Origin of the sequence: Micromonospora sonneratiae (assembly GCF_042679305.1) — a bacterium.
GTDB lineage: Bacteria > Actinomycetota > Actinomycetes > Mycobacteriales > Micromonosporaceae > Micromonospora_H > Micromonospora_H sonneratiae.
This window is the reverse complement of record NZ_JBHTMP010000070.1, coordinates 1-16,082: the sequence shown is the minus strand read 5'-3', so window position 1 is coordinate 16,082 and position 16,082 is coordinate 1. Positions and strand designations below refer to the sequence as shown.

The following is a 16,082-nucleotide window of genomic DNA, read 5'->3' as shown; positions in this document are numbered from 1 at the left end:
CGATGGATGCGGGCACCCCGTGCGCCCGTCGAGGCGAGACAATCAGAGTACGGTGATATCGGTCAATACCGCCTTGGTTTCATCCGGCTACCGCCGTAGGCGTGTGTGGTGGTCCGTGCGTACCGCCGTAGTTTCAGGTGGCCCGACAACGGCACGGCAGGCGGGAACGTCCTCTTTCAGGGGGGAGGGGATGTCAGGATCTGCGGATGCGAATCTGGGGCCGACTGAGGCATCGGCTGTCCGACGTGCCGCCGATCGCCGTCGACGCCTCGCTGGCCATCGCGATGATCGTGGCCACGATATGGCTCGGTGGCGACTACCGTGCGCCCGGATTCCGTACCTTCGACGGCCAGGCCTGGGTGTTGACCTGCCTGGTCAACCTTCCACTGAGCCTGCGTCGCCGGGCCCCGGTTCCCGTCCTGCTGGCCTCCTGCGCGGCGGTGGTGTGGTACTTCGGCGAGGGCTACGTGCCGGCCTTCAACCTGTTCGGACCGTTGTTGGCGCTGTACACGGTGGCTGCGATGCGGCCCGCGCGTACCGCCACTTCCGCAGCGGCGCTGACCGTGGCGGTGGTGTTCTACAGCGGTTTGACCGCCGAGGTCTACACCGTGGGGACCGCGATGGCGCAGGCCCTGGTGGCCACGGCGGTGGCCTGGCTGTTCGGCACCGGTGCCCGACGGTTGGCCGACCGTAACGACCGCCTGCTCGAACTGGCCGAGCAGCTTCGCCAGGAGCGGGAGGAACGGGCGCGCAGCGCGGTCGTGGCGGAACAGGTACGGATCGCCCGCGAGTTGCACGACGTGGTCGCGCACCACATGTCGGTGATCTCGGTACAGGCCGGTCTGGCCCGGTACGTGCTGGCCACCGACCCGGCCACCAGCGGAAACGCCCTGGACACCATCGTCGATACCAGTCACGAGGCGCTGGAGGAGATGCGGCGGCTGCTGACCGTACTTCGGGTCGCCGACGCGGATCGGCAGACCGACGGCCGGGGATACGATCCAGCGCCGGGGCTGGGTCGTCTCGACGAGTTGGTGGACCGGGTCCGCTCCGCAGGCGTCCCGGTCGAGGTGGTGGTGACCGGCACGGCCTGCCCGCTGCCGCCGGGGGCCGACCTCTGTGCCTACCGGGTCGTCCAGGAGTCCCTGACCAACGTCCTCAAACATGCCCGCAACGCCAGTGTCGTGGTGGAACTCGACTACCGTACGGCCGGGTTGCTGACGATCCGGATCGTGGACGATGGACCGGGCGCCGCGCCGGGCCCGGTGACCGGTCACGGTCTGATCGGGATGCACGAGCGGGCCCGACTCTACGGTGGAAGCGTGCATACCGGCCCCGGGTCCGAAGGTGGTTTCTCCGTCACGTTGGCCCTGCCGACCGGTGCGTCGGCAGGGGACGACAGCGAGGCGATGGCGGACGGAAGCGGCGGTGGGTTCACGCCCGCCCCGACGCGGCCTGCGGACTGAACCGGGCAGCCCCGCCGGGATCCGGCAGGCCCGCCGGGACCCGGCAGGCCCGCCGGGATCCGGCAGGCCCGCCGGGATCCGGCAGGCCCCGCCGGGAGTCCGGGCAGACTCAGCCGCCGGACCGTGGCGATACCAGCCCGGACTCGTACGCGAGGACGACCGCCTGGGCCCGACTGGCCAGATTGAGCTTGGCCATGGTCCGGTTCAGGTGGGTCTTGACCGTCGCCTTGGCGATCACCAGGCGTTCGGCGATCTCCGAATTGGCCAGTCCCTTGCCGACCAGCATCAGCACCTCGCGCTCCCGTTCGGTCAGGACGTCGAGCGCGGGCGTGTCGTCCGGCTCCGGGGCGGTACGGCTGGCGAACGCCTCGATGAGCCGTTGGACGACACTTGGGGCGAAGAGCATGTCTCCGGCCGCCACCGCCGTGATCGCGGCCAACAGCCGTTCCGGCGCGGTGTCCTTGAGCAGGAAGCCACTGGCCCCGGCACGGAGTGCCTCGAAGACGTACTCGTCGAGGTCGAAGGTGGTCAGGACCAGGATGCGGGGCGGGTCGTCGCCGGCTGCGGCGAGGATCTCGCGGGTGGCGTCGATTCCCCCGAGGCCCGGCATCCGGATGTCCATCAGGATCACCTGCGGCCGGGTGGCTGCGGCCATCGCCACCGCAGCGTGGCCGTCGGCGGCCTCGCCGACCACCGAGATGCCCGGGGACGCCCGGAGCAGTGCGACCAGACCGGCCCGGATCAGTATCTGGTCGTCGACGACGAGGACCTCGATCGACCGACTGGTGCTGGGCATGGGCTTCCTGTCCTTCTACCGGATCGACGCACTGCACCTGGAAGGTGCCACACGAGCCTACGACCACAGGAGTGGTCGGATCGCGCTGGCCTACTGCGTAGGTTGTAGATGCCTGGGCAACTACCGTACTGGTTGTCCACTGGAGACCAACCCGGTGCGGGATGCCACTTCGGCGAAGACCGCCTAGCTTGAGTACGTTCCATCGCCCTACTCATGGCATGGCCTGGATTACGGCTATCGGGCGTTCGTTCGGGATATCGGGGGAGAGCGAGACGTGCGGCAGCAGCAGCGGGGAGCCGGAATCTGTGGTGGTTGGTCGCGACGATCTCTGCTGCTCAGCACCGGTCTCCTCGTCGCCGGGTGTAGCAAGCCGGAGCGGCCGAAGCTCCAGGACCAGGGCAGCCAGTCCACTGGCGAGCCCACCGCGCAGGGCCTACAGGCGCTGCTCAACCAACGGGCGGAGGCGTTGCAGAAGGGGGACGAGGCGGCCTTCCTGGTGGACCTCGACCAGAACAACGGCAAGCTCGTCGAGCAGCAGAAGCTCCTCTTCACCAACCTGCGAAAGCTCAAGCTGACCACCTTCCAGTACATCGCCAGCCAGGCCAACGACAGGCCGGAGGGAGAGGTGCACCGGTTCATGCCGGTGCACGAGGTGGTGCAGTTGACCGCGGATGCCGGTCCCGGTGGGGTGGCACCCGCAACCAGCTACCGCTACTCGGTGGTTCGCCGGGACGGCCGTCTCGTGATCACCGAGATTCTGCCGGTCACCAAGGAGAACGCCGAGGAACTCAACGCGTACAACAGTCTGCCGGGGAACGCCCCCTGGCATCTCACCCCGCTGACCGTGCAGTACGTGGACAACGCCTGCCTGATCGGTGACGGCAGCGTGTCCGACCTCCAGCGCTACGCCGATGCTGCGCGGGGCGAAATCCAGCATGTCGAGTCGCTCTGGGGCGACCGGCTCCGCTTCCCGGGTTACGTGCTGTTCCTGACCAGGGACGAGGAGAATTTCAAGAAGTGGTACAGCCTGGGTAGCGCCAGCAACTTCAAGCCCGAGGTCGAGGGCTTCCAGATTCCGCAGTACGGCGTGCGGCAGAACGGCGACATCTACAACGGGCAGTACGCCGGATCCCGGGTCGTGGTCAACCTCAGGACCATCGCGAACTTCAACGACGACCCGCGTCGCGTCATTCGGCACGAGTTCGCGCACAGCATCGGGTCCCGGGCGACCACGCTCAGCCCGGGCGGCTGGGTGCTGGGCGCGCCGACCTGGGCCGTGGAGGGCTTCGCCCGCTGGACCGAACAGATCAACGAGCGTCCGTTCATCGGCAGCCGGGTGGCAGCCGGCGCCTTCAAGGGCAGGCTGCCCACCTCGAAGGACTTCTACGGCAAGGAATCGGCTTTCAACTACGCGCTCTCCTCGACGGTCTTCTACTTCGTCGAGCGGCGGAAGGGCCGCTCGGCGGCCGTCGAGCTCTACGCCAGTGTGATCAAGTACAACGACACCGAGGGGCAGCCAATGGCCGAGGCGCCGATCTTCAACGCCATCTGTAAGCGGGTCCTCGGCATGACGAGCAGCGCCTTCATCCAGCAGTGGGCGAGCTTCGTACGGAACGGAGCGTGACCCGGTGCAGGTGACGCCACCCATCCCGCCGCCCGGCCCGGCCAACCCGCCTTCCGGGCTGCCCGGCCCGGCCACCCCAACATCGAACGTCGAGCGACGTGGGTTGAGCTGGGGACGGCTGGTTCTCGTTGCCGCAATGATCGGGCTGGTCTCGCTGCTCGGCGCCGGTGCCGGCACGTTCCTCCTGGCACGCAACGCCGAACTCGCGGAATTCACCGCCCGCTGCGGAACCATCCGGTGCATCCCGATCAGCCCGAGCGTGCTGGTCGACGCGCTCAAGCAGAAGGGCTTCACGTGCGAGGAGCAGTACGGGGACTGGCGGTGCCAGCTCAGGATCGCCGGCACCGAGTTCGAGGCCTACTTTGGCGCCCACGAGAACCTGATCAACGATCTCTCCGCGTCGGTGCGGTCCGACGAAGAGGAGAAGATCCCGGCGGCGACCAAGTCGTTCCTGCTCTGGATCGGTTCCCTACCGTTTGGTGGTGATCCGGTCACCGTCGAGGAGGTTCGCGGCTGGCTGACCCAACGGTTCGAGAGCGGCGACAAGGCCATGGCCACCATCGGTAGCTACAACTGCGAGTTGACGGCTGAGCAGAAGCGGATTCTCCGGCTCCGGATCTGGGTGAGGCAAGGGTGAACATGCCACATCAACCGCCCGCGAGCGGTGGCCCGCAGTGGGGTGGCGGCCAGTGGGCACCGCCGGGTCCGCCGGTACCGCCCCTGGCAGGGGCACCGTTGGGTGCACCGGCACCTCCGGCTGCTGGGGGGCCGGCACCGTTCCGTCCACCGGTGGTCCCCAAGCGCTCGGGACCGGGCAGGGTGCTCCTGGTACTGGCCGTGGTCCTGTCCCTGGTGCTGTGTGGGATCACCGGTGCGGGCTCCGGCTGGGTCACCGGCACCCTGACCACGAACCCCGAGCTGCTGTCGGCGCTGCCGCCGACCGACGCCGACTTCCCCACTGCGGATCGCCGCTACCTGCCCGGAGTCAAGGTCGGGGTTGTCGTCGAAGACTGGATGAAGAAGGCCAACTCCTACACCTGTGCACCTCCCGATCCGCCGGGCAGGACCCTCAGCGAGGCCAAACAGCGTCTGGAGTGCCTTGCCCCGGGCGACCTGAAGTGGGACCTGACCGTCGACATCGAGTTCGACGACGAGACACACGTGCGGTATGTCCGGGCGGACTGCGAATTCAAGCCCGGCGCGAAGGCCTGCTCCTCGCTCTTCGCCACCATGGCCGACGCCCTGCTGTCCGGGAACGCGGAGCTGCGTAAGCAGGCGTTCGACTGGGCGGAGAAGAACGCGGACACCGACAACTCCACCACGATCGGGGGGATCCGGTTCTCGGTCAAGCTGGAGCCGCACAGCATCGTCGCCGAGCCGGCCATCTGAGGCGATGCCGACCTTCGGCTAGCTGTACAGCTAGCCCTGGTTCTCGTCCGCCGAATGCCGCAGTCGGTGCTCGATGTCCAGTTCGAGTAGGTAGTCCCGACAGGCCGGGGGGACGAACGACATCCACGCCGGGCGCTGCTGCCGGATCAGCTCCCGGACCATCGAGCCGCTTATCCGATCCGCCCCTCTGTACCGCAGGATCCGTACGTCGTATCCCAGGCCCCGTAGCAGCTCGACCTTACGTACGTTCCAGTCGTCGCATATCGTCGTGAAGGCAACGACGGACGGTGGTATGCACCGGGTGAGCAGCTCTGGCTGCTCTATCGGGAACGGCTGGACGGAGAACCGGTCACGGTCCAGACCATGCGCCAGCAGTGTCCGCCGGATCATCGTCGCCCGCTCCTGGAAGGTCAGCGGATTGGCTGTCGGCTGGTGGCGGTGGCCGGCGCCCCGATGCGAGTCCAGCAGCCGGTTCGAGTCCGGCTGGGTGACGCCGACGCGCAGGAAGCGGCAGTTGGCTGCCGCAGCCAACAGGTAGTCGAGATGGTCGAGGTGGAGGATCTGGAATCGACCGTGCGCGAAGCCCTCCCGGGGCAGTGTCGATTCTGGAGTACGGTCGGCAGGCATGCTCGTATCCCCCTGGATCGCCATCGTCGGGGCAGGGGCAGGGCGGTGACGCTGCACGGTGGCCCCCGTTCCGGGGCCGGGATGCCGACCAATTGTTGCCCGAGTACCGACCCGGCGCCATGCCCTTCCGGGGGCGAGGTGTAGTTGGAGAGGTCAGGCGTCCAGGGGGTCGGTCTGCACGTTGGTTCGGGCCAGGTGTCGATTGACCACTGCGGCGTAGGCGACGAGGCTCACGGCCAGTGCCGCGATGGTCAGTACCGGTGTCGGCATCGTCAGGGTGACCACGGTGGTGAGGGCGATCCCGCCGGCGGCGATACACATCCGGGTGGCGCTCAAGGTACCGAAGGTGACCCGTTGGAGGCCGATTCCGCAGATCATCCAGGTGGCTACCGTGAGGGTCAGCACCACCCGCAGTGCCATCGGTGTCCGGTCGACCTCCTCCCCGACCAGGCGCAGGCTCTGCCCGAGTCCCCAACCGAGCAGTAGCAGTGCCGCGCCGAGGCAGCCGTGCAGATAGGCGTACGACTGCCCGCCCTTGAGCTGCTGCTGGGAGACCCCTTTCGACACGAAGCCGCTGTAGATCCACCAGAGCGAGGCGGGTACGCAGAAGGCGACGACCGCGCTGGCGAAGACCCGGGCGTATGGCGCGTCGGAGACGGCGTCGAGCAGTTCGGTCAGGGTGGCGCCCAGCAGGATGATCGTGAAGAGGCCGATTCGTTCCGGAAGGTGTGAGGTGTTCACCGGTGCGCGTTTGAGCAGATAACGACCGACCCAGGGGGTCAGTAGTTCGATGACGAGTCCGAACGCCCAGAGCCCGGGCCGGGTGTCGGCGGGGGCGAGGAGGGACCCGAGCCAGACCAGCCAGCCGATCCCGAAACCGGGTAGGTACACGTGGGTGACCCAGCCGAAGCCGATGTGACTGGCGGCCACCCGGAGGTAGAGGCCGAGCAGGGCGGTGCGGACGATCAGGTAGCCGATCGGAAAGAGCGCTGTCCGGGGAACCTCGGAGATGCCCACGGCCATGGCCCCGGCCCCCACCATGGCCGCCAGGACGCTCAGTCGCTGGGGAACGTCGTCGTAGTCGAACCGGGTGTCGAAGAAGGCCTGACCGATCCAGGCCCACCAGATGACGGTGAAGAGTCCGAGGACGGTCAGGCCCTTTGCCCAGGACAGCGCAGCGTCATCGCCGAGGCGGGTGCTGATCGTGGTCACCGCGAAGACGAAGGCGAGATCGAAGAAGAGTTCCAGCCAGCTCGAATGCCGGTCCGCTGCTGCGCGGGTCCGGTCGCCCGGCTGGCGCGGGTCGCCGAAACGCCGTTCGGTCACCCGGCGCACGATAACAGCCGAATAGCGGTATCACGTGGATCCTGAGGCCGTATGGTGGCCAGCGCCCGTTCTGCGAGTACCAGCAGGCGTCATCACCCGCATCGGGTGATGACGGAAAGTGATGCTGCCCGTAGCGTTTTGCCATGGCAGCCATCCGCCCCACGCCGGTGGACCCGATACCGGATTTGCCCGATGTGGTGAGACGGGCGGGCGACCATCGTGCGATGCCACCCGAGTTGGGCCCGAACGCGATCGCGGTCTCCAGCGGCCCGACCTTCATGTATTCCGATTCGGTCGGCGATGTACCGGCCGGCAGTATTGGCGGCCTCGTCCACCTGGACACCCGGCTGCTGAGCCGGTGGGAACTGACGGTCAACGGCGGGCGGATGCTGGTGCTGCGGTCCGGTTCCGTCGACCACTATTCGGCACAGTTCTTTCTGACGAACGGGCAGCTGGCCGGCCTGCCACCGGACACGCTCGGGTTGCGGCGGCTCCGGTACGTGGGTGACGGGTTCCACGAACGGATCGAACTGCTCTCCTACGGAGCCGGGACGGTCCAGATCGAGCTGCGTCTGGCGGTGGGGGCCGACTTCGCCGACCTGTTCGAGATCAAGTCCGTGGTGTCGGACCGGTCGGCCTCGATCGACCGGCGCCATGCGCCCGACGGATCGGAGTTGTCGTTCAGGTACGAACAGGATGGCTACGTGGCCCAGACGCGGCTCAGCGTCGATCCACCCGCCGACCGGGTCGAGGGGGACGAGCTGGTGTGGCTGGTGGACCTGAACCCACGTGAGGAGTGGAAGATCGATCTTCACGTACCGCTGTCCGCCGGCCTGGGGGTGGTGGAGCCGGTACGGGGCGACATCGCCGACGTGTTCCACCACCGGGTGATCCATCCGGTCAGTCAGTGGATCGCCGAGAGTGCCACGCTGACCAGTGGAAACCCGATGTTGGAAAAGATCATGCAACAGTCCCGCGTGGATCTGGCGGCGCTGCGGCTGGACCATGAGGTCGACGGGCAGCGGATCGCGTTGCCTGCCGCCGGATTGCCGTGGTTCCTGACCATGTTCGGCCGGGACACCATCATCACCGCGTACCAGACCCTGATCAGTGGGCCCCGGATGGCCAAGGGGGCCTTGCTGGCCCTGGCCCGGCTCCAGGGCACCCGGCAGGAGGACCGTAACGACGAGGAACCCGGCCGGATCCCGCACGAGATCCGCAGCGGGGAACTGACCCGCCGGGGGCTGAAACCGTACAAGCCGTACTACGGCAACTCCGACGCCACCCCGCTCTGGCTGATCCTGTTGTCGGAGTACTGGCGCTGGACCGGTGACGACGAGTTGGTCCGATCGCTGCGGGACAACGCGCTGGCCGCGCTGACCTGGATCGACCGGTACGGCGACCGGGACGGCGACGGGTACGTGGAGTACGCCACCCGGTCCCCGGAGGGGCTCGGCAACCAGTGCTGGCGTGACTCCCCGAACGGGGTGCAGTTCGCTGACGGCCGGATTCCGGTCCTGCCCATCGCGACCTGCGAGATCCAGGGCTACGTCTACGACGCCAAGGTGCGGCTGGCCGAGTTGGCCGAGGGACCACTGGCGGACCGGGTGCTTGCCGCTCGGCTGAGAGCGGATGCGCAGCAGTTGTACGACCGGTTCAACCGGGACTTCTGGATCGAGGACCGGGGTGGTTACTACGCCGTCGGGCTGGACGGTGACAAGGACCGGATCGACTCGAAGACGTCGAACATGGGGCACCTGCTGTGGAGCGGGATCGTGCCGCCCGAGCGTGCCGAACACGTCGCCCGGCAGTTGCTTTCACCGGCGATGTTCTCCGGCTGGGGCATCCGTACGCTGTCCGAGGAGGACGCCGGCTACAACGCCCTCGGTTACCACCTCGGCACGGTGTGGCCGCACGACAATTCGATCGCCGTGCTCGGCCTGGTCCGGTACGGCTTCCGGAGCGAGGCCAACCGGATCGCCCTCGCCCTACTCGATGCCGCAGCCGCCTGTGGCAACCGGCTACCCGAGGCGATGAGCGGCTACTACCGGGAACGCACCCTGTTTCCGGTGCCGTACCCCACCGCCTGCAGCCCGCAGGCCTGGGCAGCCGGGGCCCCGTTGAACCTGGTCCGGGCGATGGTCGGGTTGAACCCGGTCGACGGGCGGTTGGTCATCGACCCGGACATCCCGCCGGAGATCGGCAGCATCACCGCTCGGCAGGTCTGCGCCTTCGGCAGCCACTGGAGCATCGACGCGACCGGTCGGACCGGCCGCATCGACCAGGTTGCCGCCTGACGGGCCGGGCCTCTGCGAGGAGACAACCGGAAAAGCGGTGGTCCCCGGACGAATCCGGAGACCACCGCCCTCGCTTGTGTTGCCCCGCCGGGTCACCGCCGGTCGGCGCTGCCCCGCCAGGCGCTACCGGCCTTGGCCAGACCTCGGCTGACCAGGTAACCGATCGTCAGCAGGGTGATCATGAACCAGGCGTTGTCCGCCCGGAAGATGTCCACTCCGGTGCTGTTCCGGCCGACGACCTGGGATGCGATCAGCACACCGGCCACCGCGGCCAGGTAGATCCAGAGTTCCGTGCTCTTCAGCGACGACTTGGTCTCCGTGCCCGGTGCCGGGCTCGGATGCACGTGGTCGGCGGGTCGCGGTGCCATGCCCTGGGCGGGCATGGGACGGGTTGGCATGTCCCGCATGTCCCGGTCCTGCCGCTCACTCAGCTCCCAGTCGGGCCGCTGCTGCGTCTGTTGCTGCCTCGAAGGTGCCTGCGTGCTCATCTTTTCCTCCTCGGATTCGATGAGTAGCCCCTCACCCGCATCGGATACCTCGGGGAGGGCACCGAACGTCGTCTACCCGATCGCCCCCGGGGCAAACGCCGGTTGCCCCCGGGCGGCCGGGGCCAGTCACCGACGGCCGGCTGCGCAGCTGCGGGCCTGGTGTGCCGCCCGTACAGCATTGCGGCGTGCCGCCGTACGGCGTTCCGGTGTGTCGGCCGTACGGCTTCCGTGCATTGACGACATGCCCGCCCGGCCATACAGTTAACAAACCTAACAGAGTGAGAGATGTCGATCTCTGTTTGGCGGGGTGACGAGCGGGGGTTGGCGCGGCTGCACAGCGTCCCTCTCGGGTGGGGTCTCCCCGGATCCGAAGGCAACTACCGGTCCTTGTCGCACCCGTGGGAGTCAACGTGTTCCTTCCCCATGCCCACCGGGGCGCCGCCCGTCGTGCGCCCCAGCCTCGCGGCGCTGTCCGCCGTGCTGGTCCCCTCCGCGCCGCCGCTGCTGCGCTTCTGCTCCTGGCCAGCCTCTTCGTCACGTTGCCGGCGAATCCGGCACGGGCGGCGGCCGGCCTCACCGCGACCTTCTCCACGACCGACAACGGCTCGTGGCACCTCGACAAGTACATAATCCGGAACGGGACGGCCAACGCCGTGAACGGCTGGACGCTGGAGTTCGACCTGCCACCCGGGGTGACCCTGGGCAACGGCTACAACGGCGTCGTCACCTCCAGCGGCACCCACGTAAAGGTCACCAACGCCCACTACAACGGCACGATCCCGGCCGGTGGCAGCACCGAGCCGCACAGCTTCTGGTTCATCGCGTACGGGTCGAACGCGCAGCCACTCAACTGTCGGATCAACGGGGACAAGTGTGACGGAACCCCGGACCGGGCACCCGGCGCTCCGACCGGGGTGACGGTGGCCGGTCGTACGACGAAGACGGTGACCCTGAACTGGACGGCGGCGGTGGCGACCGACTTCCCGATCGCCGGCTACGACATCTACCGGGACGGCACCCTCGCGGCCAGCGTCACCGGTGGCACCGGCAACGTACCGGTCACCGGCACGGTGTCCGGACTGACGCCCAACACGACGTACGCCTTCACCGTGCGGGCCAAGGACACCCGGGGCAACGTGTCGACGGACAGTGCCCCGGTCAGTGCGACCACGCTGAACCCGGCCGACGACACCACGCCACCCCCGGCACCGGGCAATCTACGGGCCACGGCCAAGACCTCGGCCAGCGTGACGCTGGCCTGGAACGCGGTCACCGACCCCAGCGGTATCGCCGGCTACGACATCTACCGGGGTGGCACCCTGGTCCTCAGTACGACCACCGCCACCACCGTCGTCGTCACCGGCCTCGCGCCGCTGACCCCGTACACCTTCACCGTCAAGGCCCGCGACAACTACGACAACGTCTCGCCGGCCAGCACGCCGGTGACGGTGACCACCGACGACGCGGTCGGCGCGGGCAACCACGCCAAGGTCGGCTACTTCGTGCAGTGGGGCATCTATGGCCGACAGTACTTCGTGAAGAACCTGGACACGTCGGGCGCGGCGGCCAAGTTGACCCACATCAACTACGCCTTCGCCAACCTCGACCCGGTCAACCTGACCTGCCTCCAGGGCGTCACCAAGGGAACCACCCCGGATCCGCAGGATCCCGACCAGGGCACCGGCGCGGGCGACGCGGAGGCGGACTACGGCCGGCCGTTCAGCGCGGCGCAGAGCGTCGACGGGGTCGCCGACACCGGCTGGGAGCCGATGCGGGGCAACTTCAACCAGCTCAAGAAGCTGAAGGCGAAGTACCCGCACCTGAAGGTGCTCATCTCCATCGGTGGCTGGACGTACTCCAAGTACTTCTCGGACGCGGCGGCCACCCCGGCGTCCCGGGAGAAGTTGGTGCGGTCCTGCCTCGACATCTACATCAAGGGCAACCTGCCGAACTACAACGGTGCCGGCGGCGCCGGGGTCGCGGCCGGCATCTTCGACGGCATCGACCTCGACTGGGAGTGGCCCGGTGCCGAGGGACACCCGGGCAACCACTGGGGACCGCAGGACAAGGCGAACAACACGGCGTTGTTCGCCGAGTTCCGCCGGCAGTTGGACGAACTGAGTGCGGGCACCGGCAAGCGTTACCTGCTCACCGCGTTCACCCCGGCCGACCCCGCGAAGATCGATGCTGGTTGGGACATCAGCAAGACCGACGGTACGCCGAGCGTCTTCGACTACATGGACTTCGCCAACGTGCAGGGGTACGACTTCCACGGCGCCGGTTCGGACAACTCCTGGGAGCCGAACCGTACGGGACATCAGGGCAACCTCTACCGGGACGAGCAGGACCCGTACCCGTTCGAGTTCAGCGTCGAGTTGGCCGTGCAGACGTACCTCGACGCGGGGGTGCACCCCCGTCAGTTGACCCTGGGCGTCCCGTTCTATGCCCGGGGTTGGCAGGGCGTCGCCGCTGGTGGGGTCAACGGGGAGTGGCAGGCGGCCAACGGCGCGGCACCGGGACAGTTCGCTGAGGAGGCCGGCACCCGCGGCTACAGCAACCTGCTGGCCATGGTGCCGAACTGCACCGTCCACCACGACACCCAGTCGGTGTCGACGTACTGCTACACCGGGGCGAACGGCACCTGGTGGACGTACGACGATCCCTGGTCGATCGGGCTGAAGACGGCCTGGCTCAAACAGCAGGGCCTGCTCGGCGTGATGATCTGGGAGATGTCCGGTGACACGGCGAACGGTTCGCTGATGTCGGCGCTGCATACCGGCCTCTGACCCGACGACGCACGGACACGGCGGGCCGGTTCCGGGACATCCCGGGGCCGGCCCGTTTCGTCGTCACCACTGCGGGGATCGGGATGCCGGACGTGGGTGACGCGCGGGGGCGTCCGGGGGTTCATCCCCCGGACGCCCGGGATCATCGCAAGAACCCCGACGGTCGACCGCTGAGGCCCATATTGCCATCATGGCGTAGTTGCAGTTTGCTGGCAATAACAACGGAAAAATCTGGCCGCAATGTGCGCGTCTGGTAGCGCCCCGGGTCGATTGCGGTTAACGTACAACCACATGGTTGTAAATGGGTTGGCCGAAGCCGATGTCGACCGCATCTTCCAGGCGCTGGCGGACGCGACCCGGCGCGACATCCTGGCCAGGGTGATTCGCAGCGAGCAGTCCGTTTCGATGCTCGCTCAGCACTACCCGATGAGTTTTGCGGCGGTGCAGAAGCACGTCGCGGTTCTCGAACGGGCTTCGCTCGTCAGGAAGACGAGACGGGGACGGGAGCAGATCGTCCAAGGTGATCTGACAGCACTTCGTCGGGCGACCCGACTGCTGGATGCGTACGAGGAGATCTGGCGACACCGCGTCAACCAGATCGGGCAGATTTTGACCGAAGATCGAGAAGGGAATGACGAACAGTGACCGTAGTCAGTGCGGTGAAGGACAGCCAGGCGTTGACCATGACCTTCGTTGCGGAGTTCGACGCCGGGATCGAGCGGGTGTGGCAGCTCTGGGAGGACCCGCGCCAACTGGAGCGCTGGTGGGGGCCGCCGACCTGGCCGGCTACCTTCGAGCGGTACGAATTCGTGGCGGGCGGCGGGGCTCGCTACTACATGACCGGCCCGGAGGGGCAGAAGTCACGCGGTTGGTGGACGATCATCGCGATCGAAGCGCCGCACCGGCTGGAGTTCGACGACGGCTTCGCCGACGACAACGGTGAACCCCTGGCTTCGATGGACCCGATGCGCTCGGTCGTGACGCTCGAGGCCATCGACTCCGGTACGCGGATGACGCTGGTCGCGAAGTTCACGAACGACGAACAGTTCGAGCAGGTGCTGTCGATGGGCGCGGAGGAAGGGATGCGGTTGGCCCTGGGCCAGATCGACGAACTGCTGGCCGACGTTCCACGCTGACTTCCAACCCTCAGCCGGACAGCCTGCGGGCCGGGACACTCAGCCGGACAGCTGTGGGCCCGGGACAGTTCAGCCGGACAGCCGCGGGCCGGGACAGCTGAGCGCTGCCCCGGCCCGGAAGCTGGAAATGTGCGGGTCGACCAGGTGCCGCCGACCTGTCGTCGACTACTGGGCGGTCTTCTTCTGAAGGCAGAGCACCTGTTCCTTGCCGTCACCGAGCGGTGCCACGATGTGCGGCTGGGTGACGTCCGTGCACTGTGCCTTGTCGGGCACCTTCGACACCACCTGGAACGCGCCCTCGTCACCGCAGTCTGCCATCACCGGCTTGTCACCGGACTGCTTGACGCACGCCCCGACCTCCGGGTTGAACGACGACGGGTCCGCGCTGTCGCCACTCTTGCCGATCAGCCAGAGCGCACCAAGCGGCACCCCGAGCAGTAGAACGGCCGCTACCAGCACTGCCAGCAGCACCCGTCCGTTGCGGACCTTGGGTGCCGGCGGCTCGACCTTGGGCGCCTCGTCCGGCTTGAAGGCGTCGAACCGTCCCTGGTCGGACTCGGGTTCCGGTCCCCACTGCAGTCCGGCCGGGGCCGGCGATCCGGGGCGGCCGGGCGGGCCACTCGTCGGTACGGCAGGAGCGAATGCGTTGTGCTCGCCGTACGGAGCGGGGTGCTCGCCGTACGGGGCCGGCTCGTCGAGGTAGTCGGCTGGAGCACCGAACTGGGCACCTCCAGCGGGTGGCGGACCCCCGGGCCGGGAACCGTTCATCGGCCCACCCAGGGGGGAACCGTTGGCCGGGCTACCCAGCGGGGAACCATTGGCCGGGCCACCCAGCGGCGATCCGTTGACCGGTCCGCCGAGCGGCGATCCGTTGACCGGGCTACCCAGCGGGGATCCGTTGACCGGAGCACCAGGTGCCCGACCGTTGGCAGGACCGTTGAGCAGGTCACCGAAGGGGGGAGCACCGGCACCCGCGAAGTGCGGCGGCTCGGCAGTCGGTGGGCCGGACACGGGAGCAGGCGGGGCCACCCGGGCCGAGGCGGACGCCGGTGGCGAGAACGGATCGGCGTAACCGTCCGGAGTCTGGTGCGGTGCCGGCTCGCCGTACGGGTGCGCTTCGGCGTACGGATGCGCGTCACCGTGCGGAGCAGGCTCGCCGTACTGGGCCGGCTCACCGTAGGGGTGTGCCGCCTCAGCGTGCGGGGCCGGCTCGCCATAAGGATGTGCCGGTGGGGCCGGCTCGCCGTACGGGTGTGCTTCACCGAACGGAGCCGGCTCGGGGAACGGTGCGGGATCCCGGTGCGGCGCGACGTCGGCTGGCGGCCAGTGTCCGTCCTGGTCACCCGGGGAGTCCGGTTGGCCCACCGGCTCGGCGCTTGCGGGACGACCGTAGACCCGGGGGCGGGGGGCTGGAATCCCCGCCGCGGGAAGATCTCCTTCCGCAGGCGGTGCGACCCGGCTGGCCATGGGCACCGAGGCGCTGGCCGATACGACGCTGGCGGTGCCCCGGGGCCGATCCGTCTCCGTCGGCTCAGGGATGGCGGCCAGCCCGGCGAGTCCGGCTTCGTTGGATGAGCGGGGGGCGGGAACGAACGGCGCAGCAGGAGCGGCGGCCACGGGATTCGGCTGCTCGTAGGCGGCCGGACCGGATGGCTCGGGCTGCCACGACGACCCCTCCGGTGCGGCAGCCGGCCAGGGCTGCTCCGGTCCGGCATTGCGGGGCGGGAAGGCCGGGTCGTTCGGGAAGGCCGGGTCGTTCGCCGGCGGGTACATGCTGCCGGCCCCCGGGGGGCGGGCATCGAATGCCGGTGCGTGGCCCATCGGCGGCTCGTGACCGGCGGGCGGGAAGCCACCACTGGGCTGCTCGTAACCGGCGGCCCGGGAAGCCGCGAGGGTGGCACCGGGGACCCGGGGCTCCTGCGGCGGCAGCGGAACCGCGTTCGCCGGGGAGAAACCGGGCGACGGACCCGGCTGGTAGGCCGGAACCTCCCGTCCGGTGGTGGCACCCGGCACCCTGGGCGCGCCGAGGCCGGGGCTACCGGCCGGTGCCGGGTCGCTCTCGGGCGCTCGCGGCGACGGTACGGGGTTGCCCCATGCCTCGCCCGGGGGCCACGGCGTGGGTGAGATGTCGCCGGGCCGGCCGGGCG

13 protein-coding genes are annotated in these 16,082 nt (G+C 68.5%); 8 read left to right on the top strand and 5 right to left on the bottom strand.

The features are described 5' to 3' along the window. The first annotated feature begins 206 nt into the window (after nt 1-206). Nucleotides 207-1,466 carry a sensor histidine kinase gene (locus ACFQ4H_RS29370; protein ID WP_377577141.1) on the top strand — a complete coding sequence of 420 codons (1,260 nt, stop codon included), beginning with the start codon at nt 207-209 and terminating at the stop codon, nt 1,464-1,466. Nucleotides 1,467-1,575: 109 nt separating this feature from the next. Here the strand turns inward: ACFQ4H_RS29370 and ACFQ4H_RS29365 are convergent, their stop codons facing one another. Next, nucleotides 1,576-2,262 carry a response regulator gene (locus ACFQ4H_RS29365; protein WP_377577138.1) on the bottom strand — a complete coding sequence of 229 codons (687 nt, stop codon included), beginning with the start codon at nt 2,260-2,262 and terminating at the stop codon, nt 1,576-1,578. Nucleotides 2,263-2,536: 274 nt separating this feature from the next. Here ACFQ4H_RS29365 and ACFQ4H_RS29360 point away from each other — a divergent pair, with 274 nt between their 5' ends. From ACFQ4H_RS29360 to ACFQ4H_RS29350, 3 genes are all read left to right on the top strand, one after another. Continuing rightward, nucleotides 2,537-3,886, top strand: a complete 1,350-nt coding sequence (locus ACFQ4H_RS29360; RefSeq protein ID WP_377577135.1) for a hypothetical protein — start codon at nt 2,537-2,539, stop codon at nt 3,884-3,886. 4 nt (nt 3,887-3,890) lie between these two features. Next, nucleotides 3,891-4,523, top strand: coding sequence for a hypothetical protein (locus ACFQ4H_RS29355; RefSeq protein WP_377577133.1), 633 nt, complete (start codon nt 3,891-3,893; stop codon nt 4,521-4,523). Nucleotides 4,524-4,675: 152 nt separating this feature from the next. Continuing rightward, on the top strand, nt 4,676-5,275 hold the full coding sequence (locus tag ACFQ4H_RS29350; RefSeq protein WP_377577130.1) for a hypothetical protein: 600 nt from the start codon (nt 4,676-4,678) through the stop codon (nt 5,273-5,275). A 30-nt stretch (nt 5,276-5,305) separates the two neighbouring features. Here ACFQ4H_RS29350 and ACFQ4H_RS29345 read toward each other — a convergent pair whose 3' ends face one another. Further along, nucleotides 5,306-5,902, bottom strand: a complete 597-nt coding sequence (locus ACFQ4H_RS29345) for a nicotinate-nucleotide adenylyltransferase (RefSeq protein ID WP_377577128.1) — start codon at nt 5,900-5,902, stop codon at nt 5,306-5,308. Nucleotides 5,903-6,055: 153 nt separating this feature from the next. Then, the gene (locus ACFQ4H_RS29340) at nt 6,056-7,228 is read right to left on the bottom strand and encodes a low temperature requirement protein A (RefSeq protein WP_377577126.1); all 1,173 of its coding nucleotides are present in this window, start codon (nt 7,226-7,228) and stop codon (nt 6,056-6,058) included. 143 nt (nt 7,229-7,371) lie between these two features. Between ACFQ4H_RS29340 and ACFQ4H_RS29335 the strand changes: the two genes are divergently transcribed. Then, a complete protein-coding gene (locus ACFQ4H_RS29335; RefSeq protein ID WP_377577123.1) occupies nt 7,372-9,525 on the top strand; it encodes an amylo-alpha-1,6-glucosidase in 2,154 nt (717 codons plus the stop codon). Between the two features lie 92 nt (nt 9,526-9,617). Here the strand turns inward: ACFQ4H_RS29335 and ACFQ4H_RS29330 are convergent, their stop codons facing one another. Continuing rightward, the gene (locus tag ACFQ4H_RS29330; RefSeq protein WP_377577120.1) at nt 9,618-10,013 is read right to left on the bottom strand and encodes a hypothetical protein; all 396 of its coding nucleotides are present in this window, start codon (nt 10,011-10,013) and stop codon (nt 9,618-9,620) included. A gap of 410 nt (nt 10,014-10,423) precedes the next feature. On the opposite strand from ACFQ4H_RS29330, the gene ACFQ4H_RS29325 reads away from it, so the two are divergent. The 3 genes from ACFQ4H_RS29325 to ACFQ4H_RS29315 all read left to right on the top strand — a co-directional run bounded on the left by ACFQ4H_RS29325 (nt 10,424) and on the right by ACFQ4H_RS29315 (nt 13,935). Beyond that, nucleotides 10,424-12,799 (top strand): glycosyl hydrolase family 18 protein, encoded by a 2,376-nt coding sequence (locus tag ACFQ4H_RS29325; protein ID WP_377577118.1) that lies wholly within the window; start codon nt 10,424-10,426, stop codon nt 12,797-12,799. 306 nt (nt 12,800-13,105) lie between these two features. Next, nucleotides 13,106-13,444 (top strand): ArsR/SmtB family transcription factor, encoded by a 339-nt coding sequence (locus ACFQ4H_RS29320; RefSeq protein ID WP_377577115.1) that lies wholly within the window; start codon nt 13,106-13,108, stop codon nt 13,442-13,444. Beyond that, nucleotides 13,441-13,935 carry an SRPBCC family protein gene (locus ACFQ4H_RS29315; RefSeq protein WP_377577112.1) on the top strand — a complete coding sequence of 165 codons (495 nt, stop codon included), beginning with the start codon at nt 13,441-13,443 and terminating at the stop codon, nt 13,933-13,935. The genes ACFQ4H_RS29320 and ACFQ4H_RS29315 overlap by 4 nt, the downstream gene beginning before the upstream one ends. Before the next feature lie 165 nt (nt 13,936-14,100). On the opposite strand, the gene ACFQ4H_RS29310 is transcribed toward ACFQ4H_RS29315, so the two are convergent. Then, nucleotides 14,101-16,082, bottom strand: a 1,982-nt coding sequence (locus tag ACFQ4H_RS29310) for a hypothetical protein (RefSeq protein ID WP_377577109.1), incomplete at its 5' end; no start/stop codon positions are given.

What these genes read in the sequence shown, in the direction of transcription:
- ACFQ4H_RS29365 (WP_377577138.1), bottom strand. Translation starts at nt 2,262, where the DNA reads ATGCCCAGCACCAGTCGGTCGATCGAGGTCCTCGTCGTCGACGACCAG.
- ACFQ4H_RS29330 (WP_377577120.1), bottom strand. Translation starts at nt 10,013, where the DNA reads ATGAGCACGCAGGCACCTTCGAGGCAGCAACAGACGCAGCAGCGGCCC.
- ACFQ4H_RS29335 (WP_377577123.1), top strand. Translation starts at nt 7,372, where the DNA reads ATGGCAGCCATCCGCCCCACGCCGGTGGACCCGATACCGGATTTGCCC.
- ACFQ4H_RS29345 (WP_377577128.1), bottom strand. Translation starts at nt 5,902, where the DNA reads ATGCCTGCCGACCGTACTCCAGAATCGACACTGCCCCGGGAGGGCTTC.
- ACFQ4H_RS29370 (WP_377577141.1), top strand. Translation starts at nt 207, where the DNA reads ATGCGAATCTGGGGCCGACTGAGGCATCGGCTGTCCGACGTGCCGCCG.